This window comes from Enterococcus sp. DIV0802b, from assembly GCF_050543535.1.
Classification (GTDB): Bacteria; Bacillota; Bacilli; order Lactobacillales; family Enterococcaceae; genus Enterococcus_D; species Enterococcus_D entomosocium.
This window is the reverse complement of sequence record NZ_CP172941.1, coordinates 1,439,841-1,453,680: the sequence shown is the minus strand read 5'-3', so window position 1 is coordinate 1,453,680 and position 13,840 is coordinate 1,439,841. Positions and strand designations below refer to the sequence as shown.

The following is a 13,840-nucleotide window of genomic DNA, read 5'->3' as shown; positions in this document are numbered from 1 at the left end:
TTTATATTATGCTAAAGGCGATTAAAAAACAGAGGAGAAAAAGTATGCCTTTTTTAAATAACAAGTTTTTTTTAAAGCGTTGGATTCCCTTCATCCTTCTGGTCCTATTTTTACTGGGAAGTATTGTCTTTTTTCTCGTTCTTTTTTTATTCCCAACTTCTGATATCCATGCAGTGGAGAAAAAGGAAGACTGGATTTTCTATGCTGAGGACAATCCCGAATCTACTTTTATTAGCCGTTATGTGAAACATTTACCTAGTGTAAAAGCCAATGATCGTTTTGTGATGAAGCGAAAAATGACCAACGATTATAAATACCCTACAATGTTACTAATTGGCGATCATCAACACATGACTGTCTATCTCGATGATCAAGAAATTTACACCAACGATGAGCCCAATGATCCACTGACTCTCAATCATCCAGGCAAAACATTGTCTTTTATCACCTTGCCTGAGGATTATGTTGGTAAAACCTTGAAAATATACGTGACTAGTCCTTTTGACACCTATTCTGGCTTCCCAGCAGAAGTCTTTTTTGGCCCTGCAAATGCACTGATCGGCTATGTCTTCAGTCTGTCAATTTTAAATATTTACATTCTTTTATTTACTGGTTTTATTTGTATCATCAATTTATTTTATGTCTTAGTTTCTTTTATCAATCAACGAAGGCTGAAAATATCTTCTCTCTTATTCAGCGGCTTTGCCTTAACAGCAGGCTTGGAAGCGGGCTTCAGCGATATGCTTGGTGGACTACTGTTTCCCCCGATCGTCAACTCCGTAATGTTAAATATTCTTTCTATTATTACACCAATGTTCTTGATCGGCTTTTACTGCACGAATATGCATTTTATTCGCAAGTACTACCAGAAATGGTTATACTTCCACTATTCATTCGGTCTGTTAGCGATACTTTTCGCACTTTTCCAAGCACAAAGTTTGCCCGTCATCATGAATTATATGTTCTTGTTGAATATTACCAGTACCTTCATTACTTCTTTTGCAGCAATCTATGAAGCATTGAAAAAAAATCCTTTTTATGTCATTTGTGCGCCTTGGATCGTGATTGCGGCTATTGGTCATTGTTTCTTGTATATTCAGGATATTTTAGTTTTGCCACAATCTGATATTAATTGGCGTTCGATCATCTTTTTCTTATTAATTATCATTTTTACTTGTTATGGATTCCTCGAACTTTTTTTTGCCAGCGAGGGCAAAAACAAACAGATCGATACAGCAGACATCAAAGTGCGTTTATATGAGAACCAACAAGCAATCAGCCCTGAACAAACGTTAAAATGGCAGCAAGTTTTACGGACCATCAAACAAAGAACCCATACGGTCAAGGATATGTTAGAAGATCAGCAGTTGGCAGCGGCCTATGAAGGCCTTAGTGAGATTGAAGAACAGATCAAGCAGCAGTTAACGAGTCCTTCCGTTGAAAAAGAATCACTCACGACGATGCTGCTTGCTAATTATAAACACACAGCTGCTCAAAAAAGGATCACCTTTGCCTGTGATGGCATCATAGAACCACTGGAACAATTGGCGGAAAATGATCGTCTATCCTTGATCGCTCATTGCCTAGAGTACGCCATCCGATACACTTGTGCGGTCACTGATCCTCAAAAGCGAAGACTCGCGTTGAGGGTGAATGACACGAACGGCCAGTTGCATATCGACTGCCAAATGCCGCTTCTCTCAAATGAAGAAGCAGAAAAACTACAGAACAATGAAACCAAACGACAGGCGATGCAGGCTGACATGCAAATGCTAGAACAACTTTGTTTAGCCTACCAAGGAAGTATCCGGATTGAAGAAACTGACGGGCTTCACCTCTTGCATTTGACACTTAGGGCGAAAATAGATCCGCTGTCTTTCGACTGACCGTCTTGCTACATTAGTTTTAAAGGAGCGATTTTAAGAAAAAGCGAAAAAACTCTTGCTTTTTTCGCTTTTTCGCTTTAGCATGATAAAGAACAGCAACAAGCATTGGAATAGTAGTTTTATGATGGTCTTAGAGAGTCGATGGCAGCTGAAAAATCGACACCCACTGATAAAATGAACCTACCCAATGGCAATGACCGCAAAACGGTCGGTGGAAAGGCCTTATCCTTTACGAGTTGGATTATCCCGATAGATAATCAACAAAGGTGGTACCGCGAAATCCAAGCATTTCGTCCTTTTTTAGGACGAGATGCTTTTTTATTTTTTTAAGGAGGAAAAAGAATGACACAAAAAAATGATTTTACAGAATGGTATATCCAAACGATCCAAAAAGCCGAATTGATGGCTTACTCCCCAGTGAAAGGTTCCATTATTTTCCGTCCTGACGGCTTCGAACTTTGGGAGCATATCCAAGAAGAGTTCAATCGATTCTTGAAAAAAGAGGGCATTCGTAATGCGTACTTCCCAATGCTGATTCCGCAAAATTTCTTTATGAAAGAAGCCGATCATATTGAAGGTTTTGCGCCTGAATTGCCATGGGTCACAGAAGTCGGCAATGAAAAATTGGAAGAACCTTTGGCCTTGCGTCCAACCTCAGAAACCATGATTGGCTCTGCCTTTTCTGATTGGATCAACTCCTACCGTGACCTGCCTTATGAAATTAATCAATGGGCAAACGTCTTTCGTTGGGAAAAGAAAACATTGCCTTTCTTGCGTACCTCAGAGTTTTTATGGCAAGAAGGCCATACCGCTCATGAAAACGAAGAAGATGCACGTCAACGCACCATGAAAATCTTGGATGAATATGCCCGCCTTTGCGAAGAATTCCTAGCGATCCCTGTTTATCGCGGACAAAAAACCCCTTCTGAGCGTTTTGCTGGAGCAGTTGATACTTATTCGATCGAAGCGATGATGAAAGACGGCAAAGCAGTCCAAGCAGGAACCAGCCACTACATGGGGACAAAATTTGCTGAAGCATTTGATATTACGTATTTAACGAAAGAAAACAAGCATGTCCATGCCCACACAACCTCTTGGGGTGTCTCTACCCGCTTGTTGGGGGCCTTGATCATGACCCATGGCGATGAAAATGGGTTAGTTTTCCCACCAACCATTGCACCAACCCAAGTTGTGTTGTTACCAGTCGGTCCATGGAAAAAGAATCCAGCCATCTTAGAAAAATTAGAAGAACTGTATGCCAACTTTAAAGCCAAGGGCATTCGTGTTCGATTGGATGATTCTGATAACTCACCTGGCTATAAGTTCAATGAATGGGAACTAAAAGGCGCTTGCTTGCGAATCGAATGTGGCCCAAGAGATTTAGAAGCTGGCAAAGTGATGGTCAAAGTCCGCGACTTGGCTGACAAGCAAACAGTCGCCCTTGAGCACTTGGAAGCCTTCGTTGATCAAGAACTGCAAGCAATGACCCCACGCTTATTGGCAGCTGCGAAGGAACGTAACAAAGATAATGAGTACACCAACATCGATACATTGGATGAACTAAAAGCCCATATCGAAACGTGCAAACAAGAAGACAAAGTGACTGGCTTTGTTTTGATCGGTTGGGACGGCTCGGAAGAAACGGAAGCGAAAATCAAAGAAGAAACCGGCTTTACTACCCGAAACATTCCGTTTGAAGCACCAATAGAAAAAACAGTCGATATCGTCAGTGGCAAACCTGCCAAGCATACCGTTTGGATCGCCCGCGCATACTAATAGAAAAAACGAAGCAGCCAGATTGAAAAGGCTGCTTCGTTTTTTGATTAATAAATCAATGAAAGAAAATCTTCAGGCGTGATGTTGCCAAAATATTTTTTAACATCAATGTTGGTGATGACTTGTGCCAAATCTTCCTTGGCATAACGAGTTCCGATCAGGGCTTGTTCGACATCTGCAATGTCCCCTAGTCCGAAAAAGTCGCCAAAGATTTTTGCATCCGTGATTTTTCCTTCTGCCACATTCAAACGAACTTCGATGGAGCCGATTGGGAAGCGATGACGGCGTTCAATATCAAAAGCTGGAGATTTACCGTAATTCCAATCCCAGTTGCGATAATACTTATCGGAAATCTCATTGATCTTGACCCAATCCTCTTCAGTCAGTTCATAGGTTTTGACTTCTTCCACGGAATCGACACCAAAAATCTTCAATAAGATTTCTTGACGGAACTCTTCAGTCGTCATGTCTTGCTTCTCTTTTGGCAAGAATGGTTTGATGTTGGTCACTCTTGAGCGGATCGATTTGATGCCTTTTGATTCGATTTTGTCTTTGCGGACTTTCAAGGCGTTGACCACTTCATTGATGTCACTGTCAAACATGATCGTCCCATGAGCAAACATCCGGCCATTCGTTGCGTACATCGCATTCCCAGAAAACTTCATGTCATTGATCACAAGGTCGTTGCGCCCTTTTAGTTGCGCCCCTTCAACCCCCATCTCATGCAAGGCTTGGACGATTGGTTTGGTCAGTTTTTCAAAATCTCTGAAAGAATTGCCATCGTCAGGCATAATAAAGCTGAAATTCAAGTTTCCGAAATCATGATAGACTGCACCGCCGCCGCTGAAACGACGAACGACATGAATCCCATGTTCATCCACATATTCCTTATTGATCTCTTCGATCGTATTTTGATTGCGTCCAATGATAATCGATGGTTCATTAATGTAAAAAAGTAAGATTGGTTCATCCACTTTCATTTCTTGAAGAAGAAAAATCTCGATGGCTAAATTGATGCGTGGGTCGTTCAGTTCATTCGGTACAAAAAGCATACTATTCGTTCCTCCTAATTAGATGATTTCTACTATTTTTTGAACAGCCGCCAACTCAACAGGGATTCCATTGGCAGCTAGTGCAGCCTCTTCTCGTAACTGTTCTAAGTCACCGTGTTGCGGCAAATGCGTCAACATTAATTTTTTCACCTGCGCTGCATGGGCGATCTCCCCTGCTTCTTTTGAAGTAAAATGAGCCTTGTGCCGCTCATTTCCTGCAAAAAGATAGGTATCTGCCAAGAATAAGTCAGCCCCTTCAGCAAACGGAACGAAAGATTCTAAATAGCCAGAGTCTCCAGTAAAAACAAAGACCTTGCCCGTACTTTTCTCAACAAATCGCATGGCATAGCAAGTGACTGGATGGATCGTTTTCATAAAGGTAATCGTGAACGGGCCCAATTCCAACGACTCAGACTGAAGGTAATCAAATCCTTGGGTCACTCCCGGCATCGTCAGACTTTCAAAATGAACCCTGTCCTCCCCATGACCGTAGATCGGCAAAACCTGCCGTTCTTCGTTTTCGGGATATAATTGCCAATAGTATTGTAATACCCCCAGATCCGCAATATGATCGTGATGGTAATGTGTCAAAATCACTGCATCTAAGTCTAAGGGATCAAGGATCTTTTCTAATTGGACCAAGGTGGTACTTCCCGCATCAAGCAGCAAATGAAAGCCATCTGACTCTACTAAATAGCCAGTAGTCCCTTCACCATTATACGGATAGGCACCTAAACAACCTAAGACAGTTATTTTCACATGTGTTTCCTCCTCTTTGGCTCCAGCTGATTTTCTACTTCTTTTATGCTATCACATCTCAGCTGATTTGACTAAAATCCGACCATTTTTTTTGCTAAAAAGGATCAAGAAAATGAGAAAAAAACGACGTCTATTGATGAATCCCTTGAATGAGTGTTCTACTCTATCCTTAAGGAACCATTCCAATGGTACGTCGTCTTTTTTTGCTTATCTGATCAGCGCTCGTTGTTCATTGATCAATTCTTCATAGAATGCTGCGTTGACCGCATACGCATAGGCGTTTGCCCACAACATCCCGATCAAAAGCGCCAAGAAACCCAGAATAAACCAACCAATCAGTGATAACTGCAGCCAAATGTATTGCCCCAGATGCGGCCGTAAGAGAGCAAAGGCTACTTTGATAGACTGAAGAACCCCTAATTCCGGTTGATCATAGCGCAGATAGATTGCTAATTGGATCACACCAGTAACGACTTGTGACAAAAAGAAGAACAAAATGATGGAGAGAAAGGTCCCAATCACAAAAGCGACCGAACCATTAAACATAGCCACATCAACAGAGATTCCCCGATTAAAATTTAATACCAAGTCCAAATACTGATTGAGTCCTGATAAGACAAACTGCGGCAAGAAAATCGCAAAACTCAAAAGATAATTTAAAAGCGCGCTCACTAGGTTTAATAGCAAAAACGGTACATACAGACGCTTATCAAAGACTAGAAAAATATCCGCCACCTGGATTCCTCTGCCACGAACCAGATAGAGTGCCATGATACTCAATGCTACCGAAAACGCAAAGAAGACAAAATTATCCAAGATCAGATCGATCCAGCTCCCTGCATTGTTTGCACCAAAAGAAGTCCCAATACTGCTAAAAAGCGAGCTGACCACCGCTTGAACGGCAACCGTCGCTAAAATACTTAAGACGAACGTTCCCCAGAATCCTCGCAAGGAGTTTTTAGCCGTCTCACGAATCATTTTGTTTGATCTCATAGGCTCACCTTAATAACTGCGCAATGCTTTAACGGTTTTATCATCTAAGCGGCGGACCACTTCCGTTACAAGCTTGACTGTATTAAAGTAATCATCCTCATGAATGACGGAAGTATGCGAGTGCAAGTAACGAACGGGCACTGTAATAGCGATCGAAGGAACCCCATCACGAGTCAAATGCATTTGTCCGGCATCAGTTCCTCCACCAGTGATTACGGTATATTGGAAGGGAATCTCCATCTCTTCGGCGACATCGATCACAAAATTCAATAATTTCTTGTGAGGAATCATGGAAGCATCGAAAATCAAGACTTGTGGGCCTTTGCCTAACACAGAATCCGCTTCTTTTGGTGTCATTCCAGGTGTGTCCCCAGCGGTACCAGTATCTAGTGCGATAGCGATATCAGGATTCACTAAGTGAGTGCTTGTTCGCGCACCTCGTAGTCCAACTTCTTCCATCACGTCACTGCCGGCAAACAAGCAGTTTGGATGTCCTTCTGCTGCCAAGGTTTCTAATACCCGCAGTGATACCGCCGTACCGATTCGATTGTCCCAGGCTTTTGCTAGCAAAAATTTGCTGTCGTTCATCCGTTTGTATTGGATATAGGGGGTGATCATGTCTCCAGGACGGATGCCCCAGCCTTTGGCTTCTTCTTCGCTTGACGCGCCAATATCGATGAACATATCTTTGATATCGTAAGGTTTGTTTCGAGTTTCTGGACTCAACACATGGGGTGGTTTTGAGCCGACTACGCCGTGGATCACTTTGCCTTCATTGGTTTTGATCTCCACTTGCTGTGCCAGCATCACTTGCCCCCACCAGCCCCCAAGGGTTTGAAATTCAATAAAGCCTTTTTCTGTGATTTTTGTTACCATAAAGCCGACTTCATCCATATGTCCCGAAATAAAAATTTTCGGACCGCCGCCATCACCAACATGTTTGGCAATGACACTTCCTAAACCATCAAAAAAGATATCTTCAGCAAAGTCTTTGGCATATTCTTTAAAGACTTCACGCACTTCCTCCTCATTCCCAGGAACCCCACGTGCAGTCGTTAGGTCTATTAAAAGCTGTTCTTCTTTTTTCTCCATTTCGCTTCCTCCTTTGTCTCGTTGATTATGATTATACCATTCTCTTAATCTGGTACCAGAGGGAAATACAAAAAGATTGGTTAAATAAAAAAAACGATCCTCGTTTTGTAGTGATCCTCAAGGTTAGATTTTTTGGTCTAACCTTTAAGGTTCGCTTCAATTCTAGGGATCGTTTTAGAAAGAATTCAATCAAGTTTCAATAATCCGCAGACACAGCTTGACGGTAATCAAATAGGCAAACAGATAGACGACTGCTGCCACTGCTGCAAACAAATGAGCAACCCAATACCCGGGACTATCGATGATCTGTGTGAAAGTATTGATGGCAAATACCGCATGCAAAATCGCCAATAAGGTGCCAGGCATAAAAATCCAAATGTTTTGCCAGTACACCAACTTGCGCACTTCATTACGGGTGTAGCCTAATTTTGTCAATAGTCGATAATTGTACTTTTCCCGCTCCGTGTTAGAAAATTGCCGAACGATCAAACTACTAGACGTGGTGATCAAAACGATCACCCCAACAAATAGCGATACGAACAAAATGATTCCTGCTTGTCGTCGCACCCCGCGCATTGTTGTAAAGCGATTGGCTAACGTTAGCCGATATGCGGTCGTCTGACCACTATCACTACTTGAATCCCGAGCGGTCTCTGGATAAAAGCGTACGTTTTTTTGGTCGTCGCTAAATTCATAGGTCAATGGATGCGCCCACTCGATTGGCAGCTCTTCATCCAACAACTGTGTCAGCGCGTCTGTTTGCACCTTTTCGGTCTGTAAATAAGCAATGGTATAGGTGAATCCTTTGATTTGTTGGTACGCCTCATCTTGAATGACAAGGACATTGGGTAAAGAATAGCGTAAAGCACTATCACCAAAATAATCTTGTTCGGCTTGAATGAGTTTAAAATTATGCTGACTGCCGACTTTGACTTCATCGCGATATGTGATAAATGAGCGAGTTACGTCGTATTGACTGTCAAAAAGTACAGCTTGCTTATCAGTACTCAGTCGAATCTCAGGAGCACCCGGAACCAGTTTTCGCAGACGCTGATAATCCGAAAGTGCCACCAGATTCACCATCATATTTTCGACACTTTCATCTTGCAACTCTCCTAGGTAGCGTGTCTGCACCGTCATATTGGTCATTTTGTAGGGAATTGCTTGTTCCGCTGTAATTGGCACATCCGACTTTTCTAAAAGGGTACGCAAGGCCCCTGCCTGCTCTCCTGACACCTGAAAGGAAGTTGGATAGATACGGTTCGTTGCTTGGTAATTCAAAGAGATGACCCCCATTGTTCCCCCTATCAATGAAATCGCGATTGCAGTGATAATCGTCAAAAGGGCGTAGCTTTTCCACGTCCTTTGCAAGTAAGCACGCACGTTATTGTAAGCAATCAACTTCGCCCCTTTGATAAGGCGTTTTTTTGGTTTACTCAAAAAATACAACAGTGCTGGCAAGGAACAATCAAAAAAGAGATAGGTTGCCGTTATACAGCAAAATAGAATCAGTAAAGGGATCCATAGAATCGCTGAAAAATCTTGCGTATACGTGATATAGTTGGTCCATGTTTCCCTTAGGGTCAATGACAGATAATACCCTACCCCAAGTAAAATCAGACCTAGGACCCCCATCAATGTACGAAACGGAGTCATTTTCATTTTTTTGATCGGTAAGCGGTATTCGGTCTTGATCAATTCACTCATTGGGGTACGCCAAACAAAAAGGATCACTTGAATACTCAATATAATCATTGCGGCGATAAAGACAAAGACCGTCGAAAAAATCGATTGCGGTGAATTAAAGAAATGACTGGTCAAATTTAGGCCCATCGCCCGAATCAAAATCATTGAGAAGAATTTTGAAAAAATAATTCCCATAAAGATACCGGTCACTAGAGAGAAAAAATTTAGTAAAAACGTTTCCCGTAGCAACAGCCAAGCAAGACGACCTTGCCGCAACCCCAAAAGCTGGTAAACACTGATTTCTTTTTGTCGCTGACTAAGAAAAAAATGATTGGCACTCAGCATAAAAAACAAGACGACAAAGGCAACCACACTGCTGCCGAATCCTAAAACCCCTTCAATGCGGATGTCTTGCTGGACCCGTTGATTCAGCAGACGATCATTCATCAAGGCGTTAAAGGAATAAAAAATCATCACGGCGGTCATCATACAAATAAAATACACCATATAATTGCGAAACTGCCGCAAAAAACTCCGCCAGCCGATTTTAAACAACATGGCGCGGACCGCCTCCAATCGTAGCCTGCATATCGATGATTTTTTCGAAAAATTCCTGACGGCTGCCTTTTTTGACAACTTCCGCAAAGAAGACACCATCGCGAATGAACAGAATCCGATTGCAGTAGCTGGCGGTAAAAGGATCGTGGGTGACCATCAAGATCGTCGTTTTTTCTTGTTGATTGATCTGCGCTAAATACCGTAACAATTCTGTTGCCGCTTTTGAATCAAGGGCTCCCGTGGGTTCATCAGCAAAAAGGACCGCCGGACGACTGATGATCGCCCGAGCAGCAGCGACCCTTTGTTTTTGCCCTACAGACAATTCTTCTGGGTAGCGATCCAACAAGTGTTCGATCCCTAACAAATTGGCCGTCTCCTCGATACGTACTTGGGTTTCCTTCACGGGCAAACGATCAATCGCTAAAGGCAGCAAAATATTGTCTCTGGCTGTCAATGTCTCTAAAAGATTAAAATCTTGAAAGATGAAGCCAATCTGCTGACGGCGAAAATCGCTGAGGGCTTTTTCCGACATTCGGGTAATGTCTTTGCCATCGATATAGATCGAGCCTAAGCTAGGTCGCATGATTGAAGACAAAAGATTCATCAAGGTCGTTTTCCCAGCACCGCTTGGCCCCATGACCCCAACAAATTCTCCTTGATCCACTGCAAAAGAAAGGTTATCTAATACTTTGGTTTGATTGAAACGGGTGCCGTAACTTTTTGTCAGATGCTTCACATCGATCATATTTTTCACACAGAACCCTCCTTTAAAAAAATTCTCTCCTTATGGTAGCATACTTTATCATTGAATACTTCTGCTTCAAAACAGAGAAAAAATAAATTTAAAAAAGTTTTTATTCATTATGTGAAACATGGAACAACCAAATCCTTAATCTTATCAAGTTTTCTCGGAAACACCTAAATGAATATACACCATATATTGTGTATATCCAAAACACAAACCCTTTACGACTACTATATATAGTTGCTCATTTCTACAATTTGTTTTATTATATTGTGGAAGATAAGGAGTGGTAGAAATGATGAACATTAAGAGAAATCCTGAGCAAGGGTTGGAAAGACAGTCCGCTTTGCGTCAGTTAAAAATCGTAAAACGTGATGGACGGCTTGTCGATTTTGATGATCAAAAAATTTATGATGCGTTAGTGAAAGCCCTGAGAAAAATCAACGGTGAGCTTTCTCCCATCGACCACGAAAAAATCACCGAGATCGTTGACAGTGTCGATCACGAGATCGCGGAACGTTTTCGTACAAATGTAAAAATCTATGAGATCCAAAATATCGTCGAGCATATCTTGTTAGCAAAGAACGAGTATGCCTTGGCTGAAGAATATATCAACTACCGGACCCATCGTGATTTCGAACGCAGCAAAGCAACAGACATCAACTTTACGATCAATAAATTGATGAATAAAGATCAATCGGTCGTCAATGAAAATGCCAATAAGGATAGTAACGTGTTCAACACACAACGTGATTTGACCGCTGGGATCGTAGGAAAATCGATTGGTTTGAAAATGCTGCCTCCTCACGTGGCAAATGCCCACCAAAAAGGCGACATTCATTACCATGACTTGGATTATCATCCATATACCCCAATGACTAACTGCTGCCTAATCGATTTTAAAGGCATGCTAAATAATGGATTTAAAATTGGGAACGCCGAAGTGGAATCGCCAAAATCGATCCAAACGGCCACCGCTCAAATCTCACAAATCATTGCAAATGTAGCATCGAGTCAATATGGTGGCTGTTCTGCTGATCGAACAGATGAATTATTGGCTCCTTTTGCTGAGTTGAATTACCAAAAACATTTAAAAGATGCCGAAGAATGGATTGAGACACCCGAACGTCGGGAAGCTTACGCGAAGAGCAAAACCCGCAAAGATATCTACGATGCAATGCAAAGTCTAGAATACGAAATCAATACGTTATTCACCTCTAACGGACAAACGCCGTTTACTTCCCTTGGCTTTGGTTTAGGAACCAACTGGTTCGAACGGGAAATTCAACGAGCGATTCTCCAAATTCGCATCAACGGGTTAGGCAGTGAAAAGCGTACCGCTATTTTCCCGAAATTGATTTTTAGTATTCGCCGTGGGGTCAACTTGGCACCTAACGATCCGAACTATGATATTAAAGAACTGGCTTTAGAATGTGCCACTAAACGGATGTATCCGGATATTTTGAATTATGATAAATTGGTTGAATTGACTGGCAGCTTTAAAGTGCCGATGGGCTGTCGTTCTTTCTTGCAAGGCTGGAAAAACGAACGTGGTGAAGAAATCAATGTCGGTCGGATGAATCTAGGTGTCGTGACATTGAATATTCCACGGATCGCCTTAGAAGCAAATGGCGATCAAGAAAAATTCTGGTCACTGCTGGAGGACCGTCTGCAAATCGTTAAAGATGCCCTTGTCTATCGAGTGGAACGCTGTAAAGAAGCGAGTCCCGCCAATGCGCCGATCCTTTATATGTATGGGGCTTTCGGTGAGCGTTTGGATCGCAAAGACAATGTCAACGAATTATTCAAAAACAAACGTGCCACTGTTTCGCTTGGTTACATTGGTTTATACGAAGCTGCTTCGGCTTTTTACGGTGGAACTTGGGAACAAGACCCAGAAGCAAAGGCCTTTACGATGGCGATCGTGAAAGAATTGAAAGCTCATGCCGATGCCTGGGGCGATGAATACGGCTATCATTTCAGTGTGTACTCGACCCCTAGTGAAAGCTTGACCGATCGTTTCTGTCGCTTAGATACCGAAAAATTCGGTGAAGTTGAAAATATTACCGACAAAGAATATTATACCAATAGCTTCCACTATGATGTGCGGAAAAATCCGACACCATTTGAGAAACTTGATTTTGAAAAGGACTATCCAAAATACTGTTCTGGTGGCTTTATTCATTACTGTGAATATCCAGTCTTGCAGCAAAATCCAAAAGCGTTAGAAGCAGTTTGGGATTACGCATATGATCGGGTCGCTTATCTTGGAACAAATACCCCTATCGATCACTGTTACGAGTGCGGATATGAAGGAGACTTTAATCCAACCGAACGAGGCTTTGAATGTCCACAGTGTGGCAATCACGATCCAAAAAGTTGTGATGTTGTCAAAAGAACCTGCGGGTATCTTGGAAATCCTCAAGCTCGCCCGATGGTCAACGGTCGTCACAAAGAAATCTCTGCTCGGGTCAAACATTTGCAAGAATAATCATAAAAGGAGTGTTAGATTTCTTCTACACTCCTTTTATCGAACAACCCCTGTAATTCACAATAGAAAGAAGTTTTCGTATGAGAAATCCTAAGCCCCAAGAATGGAAAGCAAACGAGTACAGTCAAAATTATATTGCTGATTACAAAGCCTTCAACTTTGTGGACGGTGAAGGCATCCGAAATAGTTTATATGTGAGCGGCTGCCTGTTTGCTTGTGAAGGCTGTTTCAACAAAGCCGTCCAAAACTTTCGCTACGGCACACCTTTTACCCAAGAGCTAGAGGATCGAATCATTGAGGATCTGCGACATGACTATGTTCAAGGACTGACCCTCCTAGGCGGCGAACCTTTCTTGAACACGACGGTCTGTCTGAAAGTTGTTGATCGCGTTCGCGCCGAATTTGGTCATAGCAAGGACATTTGGAGCTGGTCAGGCTACACTTACGAAGAACTGCTCTTGGAGACCCCTGACAAACTAGAACTTTTATCCAAAATTGATATTTTGGTGGACGGCCGTTTTGAACTCAGCAAGCGAAACCTAAACTTGCAGTTTCGTGGTAGCAGCAATCAACGAATCATTGATCTTGCTGCATCTCGAGAACAAGGAAAAGCGGTTATCTGGGCAAAGTGCAAAGATGCTGAAGCAAGCTACGAACAAATCAAAAAACAAATTTAACGACTCAAAACACCGTGCATCTTGAGATGACCCCAAAAGTTAGACCAAAAAATCGAACTTTTGGGGTCACCACATCTTCCTTCAAAGATGATGCACGGTGTTTTTTTTGTTATATAAAAATCAGT

10 protein-coding genes and 1 other annotated feature are annotated in these 13,840 nt (G+C 42.2%); of the genes, 4 read left to right on the top strand and 6 right to left on the bottom strand.

What is annotated here, in order from left to right; genetic code table 11:
* Positions 1-44: 44 nt before the first annotated feature.
* Together IGJ12_RS06945 and proS are read left to right on the top strand one after the other, a co-directional pair.
* Positions 45-1,886, top strand: coding sequence for a hypothetical protein (locus tag IGJ12_RS06945; RefSeq protein ID WP_008381574.1), 1,842 nt, complete (start codon positions 45-47; stop codon positions 1,884-1,886).
* Positions 1,887-1,982: 96 nt separating this feature from the next.
* Positions 1,983-2,187: a binding site (T-box leader), on the top strand.
* Positions 2,188-2,228: 41 nt separating this feature from the next.
* On the top strand, positions 2,229-3,662 hold the full coding sequence (gene proS, locus IGJ12_RS06940) for a proline--tRNA ligase (RefSeq protein ID WP_430619505.1): 1,434 nt from the start codon (positions 2,229-2,231) through the stop codon (positions 3,660-3,662).
* Between the two features lie 47 nt (positions 3,663-3,709).
* Here proS and IGJ12_RS06935 read toward each other — a convergent pair whose 3' ends face one another.
* The 6 genes from IGJ12_RS06935 to IGJ12_RS06910 form a co-directional block, all read right to left on the bottom strand.
* On the bottom strand, positions 3,710-4,714 hold the full coding sequence (locus tag IGJ12_RS06935; protein ID WP_275626183.1) for a lipoate--protein ligase: 1,005 nt from the start codon (positions 4,712-4,714) through the stop codon (positions 3,710-3,712).
* Between the two features lie 18 nt (positions 4,715-4,732).
* Positions 4,733-5,473 (bottom strand): MBL fold metallo-hydrolase, encoded by a 741-nt coding sequence (locus IGJ12_RS06930; protein WP_005236590.1) that lies wholly within the window; start codon positions 5,471-5,473, stop codon positions 4,733-4,735.
* 207 nt (positions 5,474-5,680) lie between these two features.
* Positions 5,681-6,466: a DUF975 family protein gene (locus IGJ12_RS06925; protein ID WP_430619504.1), complete on the bottom strand. Its 786-nt coding sequence runs from the start codon at positions 6,464-6,466 to the stop codon at positions 5,681-5,683.
* A gap of 9 nt (positions 6,467-6,475) precedes the next feature.
* Positions 6,476-7,558 (bottom strand): M42 family metallopeptidase, encoded by a 1,083-nt coding sequence (locus IGJ12_RS06920; protein WP_008381585.1) that lies wholly within the window; start codon positions 7,556-7,558, stop codon positions 6,476-6,478.
* 189 nt (positions 7,559-7,747) lie between these two features.
* Positions 7,748-9,802 (bottom strand): FtsX-like permease family protein, encoded by a 2,055-nt coding sequence (locus IGJ12_RS06915; protein WP_005236604.1) that lies wholly within the window; start codon positions 9,800-9,802, stop codon positions 7,748-7,750.
* Positions 9,792-10,556 carry an ABC transporter ATP-binding protein gene (locus IGJ12_RS06910; protein ID WP_005236606.1) on the bottom strand — a complete coding sequence of 255 codons (765 nt, stop codon included), beginning with the start codon at positions 10,554-10,556 and terminating at the stop codon, positions 9,792-9,794. Before IGJ12_RS06910 ends, IGJ12_RS06915 begins: the two co-directional genes overlap by 11 nt.
* A gap of 286 nt (positions 10,557-10,842) precedes the next feature.
* Here IGJ12_RS06910 and nrdD point away from each other — a divergent pair, with 286 nt between their 5' ends.
* Together nrdD and nrdG are read left to right on the top strand one after the other, a co-directional pair.
* On the top strand, positions 10,843-13,038 hold the full coding sequence (gene nrdD / locus IGJ12_RS06905) for an anaerobic ribonucleoside-triphosphate reductase (RefSeq protein ID WP_430619503.1): 2,196 nt from the start codon (positions 10,843-10,845) through the stop codon (positions 13,036-13,038).
* A gap of 80 nt (positions 13,039-13,118) precedes the next feature.
* Complete coding sequence (nrdG, locus tag IGJ12_RS06900; RefSeq protein ID WP_005236608.1) at positions 13,119-13,715, top strand: anaerobic ribonucleoside-triphosphate reductase activating protein; 597 nt, start codon at positions 13,119-13,121, stop codon at positions 13,713-13,715.
* The last annotated feature ends 125 nt before the right edge of the window (positions 13,716-13,840 follow it).